At 65.2% G+C, this 15,244-nt stretch carries 12 protein-coding genes; 5 read left to right on the forward strand and 7 right to left on the reverse strand.

Going from position 1 to position 15,244, the window contains the following annotated elements; translation table 11 throughout:
• The first annotated feature begins 32 nt into the window (after positions 1-32).
• From fabA to AC1ROX_RS03500, 3 genes are read left to right on the forward strand one after another with little or no spacing between them, the layout of a single operon-like run.
• Entirely contained in the window at positions 33-569 is a 537-nt protein-coding gene (gene fabA, locus AC1ROX_RS03490; protein WP_493122405.1) for a 3-hydroxyacyl-[acyl-carrier-protein] dehydratase FabA, read from the forward strand.
• Positions 569-1,816 (forward strand): beta-ketoacyl-ACP synthase I, encoded by a 1,248-nt coding sequence (gene fabB, locus AC1ROX_RS03495; RefSeq protein WP_493122407.1) that lies wholly within the window; start codon positions 569-571, stop codon positions 1,814-1,816. Before fabA ends, fabB begins: the two co-directional genes overlap by 1 nt.
• 9 nt (positions 1,817-1,825) lie before the next feature.
• Positions 1,826-2,674 carry an SDR family oxidoreductase gene (locus AC1ROX_RS03500; RefSeq protein ID WP_493122409.1) on the forward strand — a complete coding sequence of 283 codons (849 nt, stop codon included), beginning with the start codon at positions 1,826-1,828 and terminating at the stop codon, positions 2,672-2,674.
• A gap of 24 nt (positions 2,675-2,698) precedes the next feature.
• On the opposite strand, the gene AC1ROX_RS03505 is transcribed toward AC1ROX_RS03500, so the two are convergent.
• Complete coding sequence (locus AC1ROX_RS03505; protein WP_493122411.1) at positions 2,699-3,700, reverse strand: Bug family tripartite tricarboxylate transporter substrate binding protein; 1,002 nt, start codon at positions 3,698-3,700, stop codon at positions 2,699-2,701.
• 238 nt (positions 3,701-3,938) lie between these two features.
• Here AC1ROX_RS03505 and AC1ROX_RS03510 point away from each other — a divergent pair, with 238 nt between their 5' ends.
• The gene (locus tag AC1ROX_RS03510; RefSeq protein WP_493122413.1) at positions 3,939-5,384 is read left to right on the forward strand and encodes a P-loop ATPase, Sll1717 family; all 1,446 of its coding nucleotides are present in this window, start codon (positions 3,939-3,941) and stop codon (positions 5,382-5,384) included.
• Between the two features lie 77 nt (positions 5,385-5,461).
• Here the strand turns inward: AC1ROX_RS03510 and pnp are convergent, their stop codons facing one another.
• From pnp to truB, 3 genes are all read right to left on the reverse strand, one after another.
• A complete protein-coding gene (gene pnp, locus AC1ROX_RS03515) occupies positions 5,462-7,600 on the reverse strand; it encodes a polyribonucleotide nucleotidyltransferase (protein ID WP_493122415.1) in 2,139 nt (712 codons plus the stop codon).
• A 203-nt stretch (positions 7,601-7,803) separates the two neighbouring features.
• The gene (gene rpsO, locus AC1ROX_RS03520; RefSeq protein WP_493122417.1) at positions 7,804-8,073 is read right to left on the reverse strand and encodes a 30S ribosomal protein S15; all 270 of its coding nucleotides are present in this window, start codon (positions 8,071-8,073) and stop codon (positions 7,804-7,806) included.
• Positions 8,074-8,090: 17 nt separating this feature from the next.
• Complete coding sequence (gene truB, locus AC1ROX_RS03525; RefSeq protein WP_493122420.1) at positions 8,091-8,996, reverse strand: tRNA pseudouridine(55) synthase TruB; 906 nt, start codon at positions 8,994-8,996, stop codon at positions 8,091-8,093.
• A 147-nt stretch (positions 8,997-9,143) separates the two neighbouring features.
• Here truB and AC1ROX_RS03530 point away from each other — a divergent pair, with 147 nt between their 5' ends.
• A complete protein-coding gene (locus tag AC1ROX_RS03530; protein WP_493122422.1) occupies positions 9,144-11,363 on the forward strand; it encodes a spermine/spermidine synthase domain-containing protein in 2,220 nt (739 codons plus the stop codon).
• Here AC1ROX_RS03530 and rbfA read toward each other — a convergent pair.
• Genes rbfA through AC1ROX_RS03545 form a run of 3 tightly spaced genes read right to left on the reverse strand, consistent with a single transcriptional unit; the run spans position 11,347 to position 15,243 of the window.
• Entirely contained in the window at positions 11,347-11,754 is a 408-nt protein-coding gene (rbfA, locus tag AC1ROX_RS03535; protein ID WP_493122424.1) for a 30S ribosome-binding factor RbfA, read from the reverse strand. The genes AC1ROX_RS03530 and rbfA overlap by 17 nt on opposite strands.
• 55 nt (positions 11,755-11,809) lie before the next feature.
• Entirely contained in the window at positions 11,810-14,584 is a 2,775-nt protein-coding gene (gene infB, locus AC1ROX_RS03540) for a translation initiation factor IF-2 (protein WP_493122425.1), read from the reverse strand.
• A 32-nt stretch (positions 14,585-14,616) separates the two neighbouring features.
• Positions 14,617-15,243, reverse strand: coding sequence for an RNA-binding protein (locus AC1ROX_RS03545; protein WP_493122427.1), 627 nt, complete (start codon positions 15,241-15,243; stop codon positions 14,617-14,619).
• Between the last annotated feature and the right edge of the window lies 1 nt (position 15,244).

A 15,244-nucleotide genomic window follows, 5' to 3' on the forward strand; every position in this document is an offset into this window, starting at 1 on the left:
GCCCCTCCGGGGCGGCCTGTGGGACGGTGAATGTGAGCGAGCACGAGCAGAAGAACAGTTACACTTTCGAAGACTTGATCGAATGCGCCAAGGGTAACCTTTTCGGTCCCGGGAACGCCCAGCTGCCGCTGCCGCCGATGCTGATGTTCGACCGTATCGTCAAGATCGACGCCGCCGGAGGCAAGTACGGCAAGGGCGAGATCGTGGCCGAGCTGGACGTGAAGCCCGACCTCTGGTTCTTCGCCTGCCACTTCAAGGGCGATCCGGTGATGCCGGGCTGCCTGGGCCTCGACGCGCTCTGGCAGATGCTGGGCTTCTTCCTGGGCTGGATGAAGGCCCCGGGCCGCGGCCGGGCGATCGGCGTGGGCGAGGTCAAGCTGACCGGCATGATCGTGCCGACCGTCAAGAAATTGACCTACCACGTGCACCCGAAGCGCCTGATCCTGCGCCGCCTGGTCATGGGGGTCGGCGACGGCTTCGTGACGGCCGACGGCAACCCCGTCTACGAGGCGATCGACATGAAGGTGGGCCTGGTCAAGGACCCGGTGCCCGCCGGAGCGGCCGTCTGATGAAGCGCGTCGTCGTCACGGGTCTTGGGATCGTCTCCCCGATCGGCAACAACGCCGCGGAGGTGACGCAGTCCCTCAAGGAAGGCAAATCCGGCATCGAGTTCGTGCCGCAGTACAAGGAGCTCGGCTTCCGCAGCCAGGTCGCCGGCACCCTCAAGCTCAATGTCGAGGAGCTGGTCGACCGGCGCCTCATGCGCTTCATGGGCAATGGCGCCGCCTATGCCTGGCTCGCCATGAAGGAAGCGATCGCGGACGCGGGCCTCGGCGAGGCCGAGATCTCCAACGAGCGTACCGGTCTTGTTGCTGGCTCGGGCGGGCCGACCACCGGCGCCATCGTCCAGGCGGCGATCACGACCAAGGAGAAGGGACCCAAGCGCGTCGGCCCATTCCAGGTGCCGCGCGCCATGTCGAGCACCGTCTCGGCGAACCTCGCCACGGCCTACAAGATCAAGGGCCCGAGCTACTCGATCAGCTCGGCCTGCTCGACCTCGGCCCACTGCATCGGCAACGCCGTCGAGACCATCCAGCTCGGCAAGGCCGACCGCATGTTCGCGGGCGGTGGCGAGGAGCTTGAATGGACGCTCTCGGTGCTGTTCGACGCGATGGGCGCCATGTCGTCGAAGTTCAACGACACGCCGCAGCGGGCGAGCCGCGCCTATGACAAGGATCGCGACGGCTTCGTCATCGCCGGCGGCGGCGGCATCGTGGTGCTTGAGGAGCTCGAGACCGCCAAGGCGCGCGGCGCCAAGATCTACGCCGAGGTGATCGGCTACGGCGCCACCTCCGACGGTGCCGACATGGTGGCGCCGTCCGGCGAAGGCGCGCTGCGCTGCATGAAGCTCGCGCTCGCGGGTTTTCCGGGCGCCCCCCGGCGCAACACGCCGGTCGACTACATCAACACCCACGGCACTGCGACGCCGGTCGGCGACATCACCGAACTCGACGCCATCCGCGCCGTGTTCGCCGACAGCCAACCCGACAAATTGCCGGTCGTCAGCTCGACCAAGTCGCTGACCGGCCACAGCCAGGGCGCGACCGGTGCGCACGAGGCGATCTACTCGCTGCTGATGATGAAGGAAGATTTCATCGCGGCCTCGGCCAACATCGAGAATCTCGATCCCGGCGCCGAGGGCTATCCGATCGCCCGCCAGCGCATCGACAAGGCCGGACTGCAGACCGTGATGTCGAACAGCTTCGGCTTCGGCGGCACCAACGCCTGCCTCCTGTTCTCCCGCTACGATCACTGAGGCGGATACATGCCCAACGATCCTGTCGCCAGGTCGCTGCCTGACGTTCCTAAACTCATGGCCGGCAAGCGCGGCCTGATCATGGGCGTGGCCAACAATCATTCGATCGCCTGGGGCATCACCCAGGCGTTGCACGCCGCGGGCGCCGAGATGGCCTTCACCTATCAGGGTGCGGCCTTCGGCAAGCGCGTGCTGCCGATGGTGCAGAAGCTCGGCTCGAACGTGGTCGTCGAAGCCGATGTCGAGGACGAGGCGAGCCTCGACCGGCTGTTCGAGACCTTGAAGAAGGAATGGGGCCGCCTCGATTTCGTGGTCCATGCCATCGCCTTCTCCGACAAGGACGAGCTGAAGGGCCGCTACGTCGACACGACAAAGGCGAACTTCCAGCGCAGCCTCACCATCTCCTGCTACTCCTTCACCGAGATCGCACGCCGCGCGCTGCCGTTGATGACCGAGGGCGGCAGCATGATCACGCTGACCTATGAAGGCTCGACGCGGGTGATGCCGTCCTACAACGTGATGGGCGTGGCCAAGGCCGCGCTCGAGGCCAGCGTGCGCTATCTCGCGGCCGATCTCGGCCCGCAGGGCGTGAGGGTGAACGCGATCTCGCCCGGCCCAATGCGCACCCTCGCCGGCGCGGTGATCGGCGGCGCGCGCTACGTCTATCGCGTGTCGCGCGACGCGGCGCCGCTGCGCCGCAACGTCGAGCTGACGGATGTCGGCGGCGCCGCGCTCTACTACCTGTCGGATCTCAGCGCCGGCGTCACCGGCACGGTTCACTTCGTCGATTCCGGCTACCACGCGATCGGCCTGCCTCACGACGGCAGCGCCGCACCGAGCGCCGGCGGCGAACAGTAGCGCGCCGCTCCCTGTCGCCTCGACCTACTGGTCGAGCTGGAGATTGTTCTCCTTGATGAGCTGCGCCCACCGCACCGTTTCCTCGGCGATGCGCGCCTGGAACTGCGCCATCGTGTTGGGCAGGTAGATCAGGCCGTTATCCGTCAGCATCTTCTTCACTTCGGGTGTGCCGGCGGCGGCGGTGTATTCCTTGTAGAGCCGGTCGACGATCGGCTGCGGCGTACCGGCGGGCGCGATCACGGCGTACCAGGTCACCACCTCGTCATCGCCGAGCGACAGCTCCTTCAGCGTCGGCACGTCGGGAAGCTGCGGCACGCGCTGCAAGGTCGTCACCGCGAGCGCGCGCAGTTTACCCGCCTGGATGTGCGGCAAAGCGAGCGGCAGCGTGTCGAACATCGCGTGGATGTCGCCTGCGAACATCGCCGGCAGCGATTCGTTGGTGCCCTTGAAGGGCACATGCAGGAGGTCGCTGGCGGTCCGCCTCTTCAGCATTTCGAAGGTAAGGTGCGCGGGGCTGCCCGGCCCGACCGAGGCGTAATTGAGAACGCCGGGCTTGGCCTTCGCCGCGTCGATCAGGTCCTTCACCGTCTTGATGGGCGAGTCTCCCGAGACGACCAGCACCAGCGGCGAGGCGGCGAACATGGTGATCGGGATCAGGTCGTCCTTCACGCTGTAGGGCATCTGCTTGTACAGCGACGGGAAGATCGTGAGCGGGCCCAGGTTGCCCATGCCGATCGTGTAGCCGTCGGGCTTGGCCTTGGCGATCTCGGTGACGCCGATGCGGCCGGCTGCGCCCGCCTTGAAGTCGGTGATCACCGTCTTGCCCAGCGAGGCCGAGACCTTGTCGTTGAACGACCGCGCGATCACGTCGTTCAGGCCGCCGGCCGGCCAGGGCACGAGGAACCGCACCGGCCGCGTCGGCCAGTCAGTCGGGGACTGGGTCGGAGCCTGGGCCTGGGCCGGGACCGCAGTCGCCACAGGCGCCGCGCACAGGAGGTTCGTCAGCAGACGTCGCGTGATTTTCATGGTCCCACCCCAAGCAATAGTCGGGCCGCAATTTGAAGCATATTCTCTTCAGAGGAACATACTGAACACAGGCGCTTCAAGTTAAAGACAACATACGTCGAGGCGCATTCGGCGTCTGAGGCGGGCCTGTCCTCTTCGCTCGGTGGCTCTCAAACAGTACTTGATAGAGCCATCAAATTGTATGGTAGCCTATACCTACAGCGCGAAGTTGCGACGCAGGTGGTCGCCGAGGAAATAGATGACAGGCGGATTTCGAGATATTTCGTTCGGATTCTCGAGCGCGGAAAGCGAACGAGAGAATGAACCGAACCTTTTGGTTGATGGCTACATCGATTTTAAGAAGGCGAGCCATGAAGCCCTAGAGGGGAGCAAATACCTCTTTCTTGGTTACAAGGGCGCGGGAAAGTCGATGATTGGCGAGCGAATACAGCTCGCAAATTCGGGAAGTTACTCTCGCTTTGTAAAATTGCTTGGGTTAAGCGACTTTCCGTTTACACCATTCTCAAAGATCATCCGGGGCGATGCTGAGCCCGAAAACAAATATCCGACCGCTTGGTCGTGGATTTTACTTATCTATTTGCTGGAGTCTTTGGCGTCGGATGAAGGACTTCGTCATCCCGATCTTGCCTCTATCCATGATACAGTTGCCGCCTTTCGTGCCATGGGCTTGTCGCCACAATCGACTCCCGCGGCAATTGTTCGAACAAGCGCGAAGAATACTTTCAAGCTGGCATTGCCTGGTAAGCTCGCTGAGTATGAATGGTCGCAAGCAAGTGTTCGGCCAGCCTCGGAGATACCCGATTTCGTTGAGAGTCTTAAGGGACTTCTAGAAAAGGCGAGAAGCGACAGTCAGCATTTCCTAGTGATTGATGGCTTGGATGATATTCTAACTTCGCGTGAAGTTCAGTTCAGATCCCTGTCGGCATTGGTGTTCGAAGTAAGCCGATTGAATCGACTCTTTAAGCAAAACAGTGTTCCAGCAAAAATTATTCTTCTCTGCCGAACTGACCTCTTTGAGAGAATCCCAGGCGCTAACAAGAACAAAATCCGCCAAGATTATGCAGTTGAGTTGGATTGGTATCACGACCCACGCGAACCTGAGAATTCGCTTCTCGTACAACTAGCTCAATTACGAACTGCTCGAAGCCTTGGCCCCGGAGTTCATGTCCTTGAGACTTTCTTCTCTCCGAAAATTGAGAATACGGAAACGCCTCGCTATCTCCTCGATATGACGAGGCATATTCCTAGAGATTTTCTGCGTTTGCTTGCGCACATTCAAGAGTTCGCGACAGGTGGCCGTATAAGTTCAAGTCAAATCAAAAACGGATTGAGAGAATACTCTAAGAAGTATTTCTTGCCGGAGATTCAGGACGAACTGAGTGGCTATGCTACGCCGGAAGAAATAGCGACGCTCATCCATGAATTGGGAACGCTAAGAAAACGGGACTTTAGATTAAAAGAACTCGTAGAAGCGGCAGCAAAGGCATCGAAGCCTTTAACGTCGGAACGCATATTTGAGATTATGAAGGCTCTGTTTGAATGTAGCGCCGTAGGCAATATTCAGAACCGGCCGGGCGGCAGTACTTACTACACCTTCCGATATCGCAATCGTCATTCGTCGTTCAATGAAAATGAGAAAATCATGCTTCATCGGGGCCTTTGGAAGGCACTGAATTTAACATAGATCGATTTTGTCAAAATTCGAGACAAACAAAAACGGCGGCCCGTGGGCCGCCGTTTCGTTACCGATCGGTAGAGGTGTTACTCGCCGGCGGCGGGAGCCGCTTCGACCGGCTTGTTCGAGATGTCCTCACCGGTCTCCTGGTCGACCACCTTCATGGAAAGGCGGACCTTGCCGCGGTCGTCGACGCCCAGGACCTTGACCTTGACCTGGTCGCCTTCCTTGACGACGTCGTTCACCTTGGCGACGCGGCGCGGCGCCAGTTCCGAGATGTGCACGAGGCCGTCGCGCGCACCGAGGAAGTTCACGAAGGCGCCGAACTCGACGGTCTTCACGACCTTGCCGGTGTAGATCACGCCGACTTCCGGCTCGGCCACGATGCCCTTGATCCAGTCGATGGCGCGCTGGCCGGCCTTGGCGTCGACCGCCGCGACCTTGATCGTGCCGTCGTCCTCGATGTCGATCTTGGTGCCGGTCTGCTCGGTGATCTCGCGGATCACCTTGCCGCCCGTACCGATGACTTCGCGGATCTTGTCCTTGGGGATCGTGAACTGCGTGATGCGCGGCGCGTTCGAGCTGACGCCCTCACGCGCGCCGCCCAGACCCTTGGCCATCTCGCCCAGGATGTGGATGCGGCCGTCCTTCGCCTGGCCGAGTGCCACCTTCATGATCTCCTCGGTGATCGAGGTGATCTTGATGTCCATCTGCAGCGAGGTGATGCCCTTCTCGGTGCCGGCGACCTTGAAGTCCATGTCGCCGAGGTGATCCTCGTCGCCCAGGATGTCCGACAGGACGGCGAAGCGCTCGCCTTCCTTGATCAGGCCCATGGCGATACCGGCCACCGGACGCTCCATCGGCACGCCGGCATCCATCAGCGACAGCGAGCCGCCGCAGACCGAGGCCATCGACGAGGAGCCGTTCGACTCGGTGATCTCCGACACGATGCGGATCGTGTACGGGAACTTCTCCTTCGACGGCAGCATCGGACGCAGCGCGCGGAAGGCGAGCTTTCCGTGGCCGATCTCGCGGCGGCCGGGCGAACCCATGCGGCGGACTTCACCGACCGAGTACGGAGGGAAGTTGTAGTGCAGCATGAAGTGCTCGCGGTACTCGCCCTCGAGCGCGTCGATGATCTGCTCGTCCTGGCCGGTGCCCAGCGTGGCGACGACCAAAGCCTGCGTCTCGCCGCGGGTGAACAGCGACGAGCCATGGGCGCGCGGCAGGATGCCGACCTCGGCCACGATCGGACGGACGGTCTTGGTGTCGCGGCCGTCGATGCGCTTGCCGGTGTCAAGGATGGCGGTGCGAACGACGTCAGCCTCGAGGTTGCCGAACTGCTCGCCGAACGCGGCCAGGGCGGCCTCGTCGCCTTCGAACAGCTTCTTGGCCTCGGTCTTCACCGCGCCGATCTTGGCCTGGCGAGCCTGCTTCTGGGTCTCGGCGAAGGCCTCGACCAGCTTGCCGTGCATCTCGGACTTGAGCTTGGCGGCCACGGTCTTCGACGCTTCCGACGGATCGGTGAGCGGCAGCGGCTCCTTGGCGCAATGCTCGGCGAGCTGGATGATCGCGTCGATCACCGGCTGGAACGAGCGATGGGCCTCCATGACGGCGCCCAGCATGACGTCCTCGGACAGCTCCTTGGCTTCCGACTCGACCATCAGCACGCCTTCCTTGGTGCCGGCGACGACGAGATCGAGCGTGCTCGTCTCGAGCTGCACCTTGGTCGGGTTCACGACGTACTGGCCGTCGATGTAGCCAACGCGCGCCGCGCCGATCGGGCCCATGAAGGGCACGCCCGAGATCGTGAGGGCGGCCGACGTGGCGACCATCGCCAGGATGTCGGGATCGTTCTCGAGATCGTGGGCCAGCGTCGTGACGACGACCAGCGTCTCGTTGCGATAGCTCTCGTGGAACAGCGGGCGGATCGGGCGGTCGATCAGGCGCGAGGTGAGGATTTCCTTCTCGCTGGGACGGCCCTCACGCTTGAAGAAGCCGCCGGGGATCTTGCCCGCAGCGAAAGCCTTCTCCTGGTAGTTCACGGTCAGCGGGAAGAAATCGAGGCCGGGCTTCGGCTTCTTCTCGAACACGACGGCGGCCAGCACCGTGGTACCGCCGTAGCTCGCCATGACGGCGCCGTCGGCCTGGCGCGCGATCTTGCCGGTCTCGAGCACGAGCTTGCGCCCGGCCCAGTCAACTTCCTTGCGAAAAACTTCAAACATCTCATTCATCCTTTCCATCACGGTCGCCTGCCCCCGTTTGGCTGCGACCGCCCATCGGCGCCCTTGCGCCGACAGGACCGGGCCAGGCGTTTGCTCTCGCCCCTGCCTTCCCGGTTACTGCGATGTCGCGTCAGACGGTCGAACTCACGGGGACCGCACGACACGACGCTAAAAGGCCCCGTCCGAAGGACGGGGCCGTTGGATCAACGACGCAGACCCAAACGCTCGATCAAGGTGGCGTAACGCTTGTCGTCACGCGACTTGAGGTAGTCGAGCAGTCGACGGCGCTGGCCGACGAGCTTCAGCAGACCGCGGCGCGAATGATGGTCCTTCGCGTGGCCCTTGAAGTGCTCGGTAAGGTTGGAAATACGCTCGCTGAGGATCGCGACCTGGACTTCCGGCGAACCCGTGTCGCCTTCGGCCTGGGCATACGTCTTGATCAGCTCCGCCTTGCGGTCGGCTGTAATCGACATCGGTCATCTCCTGAAAACTAAAGGTTGAACACGCGCACCGGCTGGAGAGCGGCACCGTCCGAACGGACCAGCGCCACGAGCCTGCTGCCGACCTCCGCGCGTACAAGTGCGCCGGACGGCGGTGCGTCCCGGGTCAAGAGAACAGGCTGGCCTTGGCGCAACCGATCCGCTTGGGCTTCCGTCATGGCCAGCGCCGGGATGTCGTCCAGCGCGGTCGCAACGGGAGCCAAGGCCCCGAAGAGCGCGGAAATATGCCCGAGGGCCTCCAGTTTGGAAAGCGAAATGGACCCTTCTTCGCGGAAGGGTCCCACAACCGTCCGGCGCAGTGCCGACAGGTGTCCGACGGTCCCGAGCGCCAGCGCGAGATCGCGCCCGAGCGACCGGATATAGGTGCCCTTGCCGCACTGGACCACGAAATCTGCGTGGTCCGCGTCCGGCCGGCCGAGCATCTCCAGCCGCTCGATGACCACCTGGCGTAATTTCAGTTCGACTGACTCGCCGGCGCGGGCCAGATCGTAGGCCCGCTTGCCGTCGATTTTCAGCGCCGAGAAGGCCGGCGGCCGCTGTTCGATCTCGCCAACGAAGCCGGGCAGCGCCGCTTCGATGGCGGCATCCGCGGGCCGGACATCGCTGGTCGCGGTGATCTCGCCCTCGGCATCCTCGGTCGAGCGGGCTTCGCCGAAATACAGCGTGAAGCGGTATTCCTTCCGCGCGTCCATGATGAAGGGCACGGTCTTGGTCGCCTCACCGAGCGCGATCGGCAGGATCCCGCTGGCCAGCGGATCGAGCGTGCCGCCATGCCCCGCCTTCTGCGCCCCGAACAGCCGCCGCACGCGACTCACGGCCGGCGTCGAGCCCAGCCCGACCGGCTTGTCGAGCACGATCCACCCGTCGACCTTCTCGCCCTTTTTCCGACGGCTCATGGGAGCGCGCCACTCCAGTGGCGCTCGGAAGAGCCGCCGAAGATGCGCCACTGGAGTGGCGCGCTCCTCTGATTCTTGAATTCCATCGCGCTCGTTTAAGCCGACCAGGCGTTGCGCGCCAGCCGTCGCTTCAGGCAGGCTGCAATCATGACACTTGGGCTGCAGTCGGATCGCGTCCGGCAGACGACACTATTTGGATTGTTCTTCCTCTCGGGAGCGGCAGCCCTCATCTACCAGACGGCGTGGCATCGACTGCTCGGCCTGTTCGCCGGCGCCGACACGATCGCTGCCGCACTCGTGGTAGGCGCCTTCCTGCTGGGCCTGGGCATCGGCAGCCTCGCCGCCGGCCTCTACGCCGACCGCCTGTCGCGCCGCGCCGCGCTGATCGCCTTCGCGATCTGCGAGGTCGGCATCGCGGTCTTCGCGGTGCTGAGCCCGTGGCTCTACTACGACGTGATCTATCGCGGGCTGCTGCCGCTCGCGGAATCGCGGGGCGTGATCTTCGCCATCGTCTTTGCCGGCCTGCTGTGGCCGACCTTCCTGATGGGCTGCTCGCTGCCGTTCCTGTCCAAGGCGATCGTCAGCCAGATCGCGGGCTCGGCGCAGCTCATCGGCTGGCTCTATGGTCTCAACACCTTGGGCGCAGGCGTCGGCGCCTTCTTCGGCGGCTGGTACCTGATCGGCACGGTGGGCTTCGACAAGGCGGTCTATCTCGGCGCGCTGATCAATCTCGTCGTGGCGGCAGGCGGCCTGCTGCTGGCGCGCGGACTCGACATGGCAGAAGCCGGTCCGGCGAAGAAAGCCGCGACGTCCGAAACGGCGGACGGCGTCGTGTGGCGCTGGTCGCTGCTGGTCTTCATCAGCGGCTTCCTGATCGTGGCGCTGCAGATCGTCTGGTACCGGCTGATCGGCGTGCTGCTGCAATCGAACGGCTACAGTTTCTCGCTGGTGCTGACGGTGTTCCTGCTGGGCGACGCGGCCGGCCTGATGGTCGGCGCACGGGTCATCGACCGCATCGCCGACCCGCGCCGCTTCTTCTTCCTGATGCAGGGCATCGCGACAGCGCTGGCCCTGGCCGGCGCATGGTTCGTCTATCTCGGCATCGGCGCCGGGATCCTGCCCGACACCTTCGTCGACCGCGACATCATGGGACCGAACACCGCCAACCCGGCGCTGATCGTGTTGCTGCTCGCGGTCGTCGTGCTGCCGGCCTCGTTCATCATGGGCTTCTCGTTCCCGGTGGTGCAGAAGGCCGTGCAGCGCGATCTCGATCGCCTCGGCAGCCGGGTCGGCTTCGTGCAGCTCGCCAACATCGTCGGCAACAGCATGGGCAGCCTGGTCGCCGGCCTGCTGCTGCTCGACCTTGCGGGCACGGCCGGCACCCTGAAGCTGCTGGTCGCGATCGGCCTCGCCTTTGCCGTCCTGCAATTCGCCGGACCGCGCGCGACGCGCTGGGCCTACCTGCCGGCTGCGGTGCTGGTGGCCGGGCTGCTCTTCTTCCCGGGCGGCGAGGCCTTCTGGCGGCGCCTGCACGGTCTCACGACCGAGAAGGCGATCGTGGCCGAGGACAAGACCGGCCTCAGCCTGCTCAAGATGTCAGGCAATGATGACGGCCGGCTGTACATCCAGGGCCATTCGCAAAGCCGCCTGCCCTTCGACACCGTGCACGCCTATCTCGGCGCCATCGGCCCGCTGACCCACGAAGCGCCCCGGCGCGTGCTGGTGATCGGCTCGGGCACCGGCGGCACGCCCTACGCAGCGGGCCTCAATCCCGCGACCGAAAAGGTGAAGGTGATCGAGATCGTGACGCCGGTGATCGAGACGCTGAAGACCTACACCGCAGGCGGCGGCAAGTCGGGCGTCGACGAACTCCTGTCGAGCAAGCGCTTCGACGTGACGGTGGCCGACGGCCGCCATTCGCTGGCGCTCGACCCGGTGCGCTACGACGTGATCGAGGCCGATGCGATCCTGCCCAAGACCGCGCTGTCGGGCCTGCTGAATAGCCGCGAATTCTTCGAGCAGGTGCGGACCAAGCTGACGCCGGGCGGCATCTACGTGCAGTGGGCGCCGACCGAGCGTGCGGTCGCGACCTTCCGCTCGGTCTTCCCCTACGTCACGATGGTCCATCCGGCGATGCTGGGCAGCGATCGGCCGATCCCCTACAGCCGCGAGAAGATCGCCACTCTGATGGCGCGACCCGAGGTGGCCGCGCATCTGGCGGCGGCGCGGATCGACAAGGCCGAATTGTCCAAATGGTTCGAGGACAAGAAGATCGAGGTGCTGAACGATGGCAAGACCGTGCCGGCGCCCTCGCCCAACACGGATTTCTTTCCGCGCGACGAGTATTACCTCAATCGTCGTCCTTGATGTCGCGCGCGACATCGGGCCGGCGCAGCAGCGCGCCGATCTTGTCGGCCTCGTCGAAGGTGCGGTCGATGTCGAAGCGGATCTCCGGCGCGCTGCGCAGGCCCGCCTTCTCGCTGACCCGGCCGCGGAACCACGGCGCCGCCCGGCGCAGCGCGGCGAGCAGCCGATCCTTGTCCTCGCCGCCCAGCGGCATGACGTAAGCCGTGGCGTTGCGCAGGTCGGGGCTGATGTCGACCGACGTCACGGTGATCGTGGCATCGCGCAGGTCGGGATCGCGCATGTTGCCGCGCTCGAGAAGCTCGGCCAGCAGATGGCGAATCTCCTCGCCGACCCGGAGCTGACGCTGGCCGGGGGCACGATGTTCTTTGTCGGACGAGCGACGCCGCGACATGGTGTTTTCCTTTATCTCTTGCCTCCCCCGCTGACGGGGGAGGCAAAGTCGGTCGTTACAACGTCGGCTGGACCTGCTCGACGTCGAAGCACTCGATGATGTCGCCGACCTTGATGTCTTCGTAGTTCTCGAAGGCCATGCCGCACTCGAAGCCGTGCTGCACTTCCTTCACTTCGTCCTTGAAGCGGCGGAGCGTCTTCAGCGTGCCCTCGTGGATCACGATATTGTCGCGCAACAGGCGAACCTTGTTGCCACGCGTGACCTTGCCGTCGGTGACCATGCAGCCCGCGACGTTGCCGGCCTTGGTGACCTTGAAGACTTCACGGATCTGCGCGTTGCCGACCAGCGTCTCCTTGTAGGTCGGATCGAGGAGGCCGACCATCAGGGCCTGCATGTCCTCGGTGACCTTGTAGATGATGCTGTAGTAGCGGATGTCGACCTTGTCGCGCTTGGCGATCTCGCGGGCCTGCGGGTTCGCACGCACGTTGAAGCCGATGATCAGCGCGCCCGACGCCTTGGCCAGCGTCATGTCGGCCTCGCTGATGCCGCCGACGCCGCTGTAGACGACGCGCGTGATGACCTTCTCGGTGCCGAGGCGCGACAGCGCACCGGCCAGCGCTTCCGCCGAGCCCTGCACGTCCGCCTTGATCAGCACCGGTAGTTCCTTGGCCGTGCCCTCGCGGATGCCCTTGATCATCTCCTCAAGGGTGCCGCGGCCACCCGCAGCGCGAGCGAGCTCGAGCTGGCGATCGCGACGGGCGCGGAAGTCGGAGATCTCGCGCGCACGCGCTTCGCTGTCGACCACATGGAACTCGTCGCCCGCCTGCGGCGTGCCGGCGAGACCCAGAACCTCGACCGGGAAGGCCGGACCGGCATGCTCCACGGCCTGACCATGGTCGTCGACGAGGCGACGCACGCGGCCCCACACCGCACCGGCGACGAGAATGTCGCCGACCTTCAGCGTTCCGCGCTGGACTAGCACCGTAGCGACCGAGCCGCGGCCCGGATCGAGCTTGGCTTCGATCACGACACCGTCGGCGGCGCGGTCGGGATTGGCCTTGAGCTCGAGCACTTCGGCCTGCAGCAGGATGGCCTCTTCGAGCTTGTCGAGGTTCATCCGCTTGGTCGCTGAGACCTCGATCGACTGGACGTCGCCGCCCAGCGCTTCGACCTGGATCTCCTCGCGCAGCAGCTCGTTCTGGACACGGCTCGCTTCGGCGCCCGGCTTGTCCATCTTGTTGATGGCCACGATGATCGGGACGCCCGCCGCCTTGGCGTGGGCGATCGCTTCCTTGGTCTGCGGCATGACGCCGTCGTCGCCGGCCACCACCAGCACGACGATGTCCGTCACCTTGGCGCCGCGGGCGCGCATGGCGGTGAACGCCTCGTGGCCCGGCGTGTCGAGGAAGGTGATCTTCTGCTCCGACGGCAGGGTCACCTGATAGGCACCGATATGCTGGGTGATGCCGCCGGCCTCGTGCGCGGCCACGTCGGTGGCGCGCAACGCGTCGAGCAGCGAGGTCTTGCCGTGATCGACATGGCCCATGATCGTGACCACCGGCGGACGCGGCAGCAGGGTCTCATCCGCATCGACGTCGTCGGCCAGGCCGGTCTCGACGTCGCCTTCGGTGACGCGCTTGAACCGGTGACCCATCTCGGTCACCACCAGTTCGGCCGTGTCGGCGTCGATCGCCTGGTTGATGGTCGACATCACGCCCATGCGCATCAACGTCTTGATGACGTCGGCACCGCGCTCCGACATGCGCGCCGCGAGTTCCTGAACCGTGATCGATTCGGGGATCGTGACTTCGCGATAGACCTTCTGCTGCGGCTCGCTGCCGAACTGCTGCCGACGCTCGCGCTCCAGGCGGCGGCGCTGCTGCGCCACCGACCGGCTGCGGAAATCGTTCTCGCCCGCGACGGCGCGACCGACGTCGACCTTGTCGTTGCGGCGCTTGGGCGCTTCGCGACGCGCGCCCGGCGTCTGCGGCGGGCGCTTGACGACGACCGGCAGCCGCGGCGGCGGGCGGCTTGCAGGAGAGGGGGCCGGACGGCGGATCGGTGCAGCCGGAGCCGCGGCCGCCGGAGCGGCGGGCGGCGGCGGCGGGCGGGCAACGATTTCCTGGGCTTGGCGAGCAGCCGGGGTTTCCGGCGCGGCCGTGGAGGCCTGGTCAAGGCGCTTCTGGACGAGCGCGTCGGCCTTGCGCTTGACCTCTTCCTCGGCCTTCTTGCGCGCTTCTTCCTCGGCGAGGCGCTTGCGATGTTCCTCGTCGGCCTTGGCGCGAGCCTCTTCCTCGATGGCGCGGCGGCTCGCTTCCTCGGCGGCGCGCTTGCGCGCGACTTCGGCGTCGCGGTTGGCGTCGACCAGGGCGCGGGCGCGCGCTTCCTTCTCTTCCTCGGTCAGGGTGCGCAGCACGATGCCACGACCGCCGGGCGTGCCGGGGCGAACAGGCCCCGAAGAACGGCCAGGGGCCGGTGCCGGGCCGCGGCCAGGGGCCGGTGCCGAACCCCGGTTGGGAGCCGACGTGGGCGCGCCGCTTCCGCCGCTACGCAGGTTCAGCGTGCGGCCGGGAGGCGCCGCGGGAGCGGCAGCAGGCTTCGGCGGCTCAGGCGCCGGCGCGGGCGCCACAGGGGCGGGCGCGGCCGTTGCCGTGGGTCCCGTCGTGGGCCGCTTCACCGGCTTCTTGACCTCGACCGTTACCGCGCGCGTACGCCCGTGCGAAAACTTCTGGCGCACCTGCGTCGCGTCTGCCTTCGCCGCCGCGCCCGTGCGCGAGGTCGAGAGGGTCAGCGGCTTGGTCGTCTTGTTCTGTTCGTTCTGTTCCGTCATGTCGGCTGTTGTCCTTGGTCCGCACCGGCCCGTCAACCGGCGCCGTTCGATCGGAACCCACGCCAGCGCGCAGCCCCGACAGAAATTCGTTCAATGAAGGCGCCGCCCGCATCATCGCGCGCAATCGCCACGTAGACCGCCTGCTCGCGGCCGAAGATTCCGCCCAGCGCCGCCGCATCGCCCAACCGTTCGATCGGCAGGCCCGTCGCGCGCAGCTTCTGCAGTCCGTCGCCGTCGGCATCCTCGGCGACGACGAGAAGTCCAACCTGATGCCGGCCGATCATCTGCTCGACCTTCACATAGCCCGCAACCGCACGCCCTGCGCGACGCGCCCGGCCGAGATCGGCCAGGGCTCTCTCGAGAAGCAGCCGCTCGACCCGGTCCACGAGTTCCGCCGAGGCCTTCACCGGCTGGCGTGCAGCTCTGGAGAAAAGCTTCTTCTCGACCGCCCGTTCGAGCGCCGCACGCTCGGCCCGCACCCACATGCCGCGTCCCGGCAGTTGTCGCGCCAGATCGGGCACGACCTCGCCCTCCGGACCGACGACGAACCGGATCATCTTCTCCGGCGCGCCTTCCTCGCCGGTCGCGATGCAGGTGCGCATCGGGCCGGCGGGGGGGACCGTGAGATGGGGTTCCGTCATGTCGAAGGCAAGGTCCAAG

The organism is Reyranella sp. GW821-FHT14A01 (genome assembly GCF_058803965.1).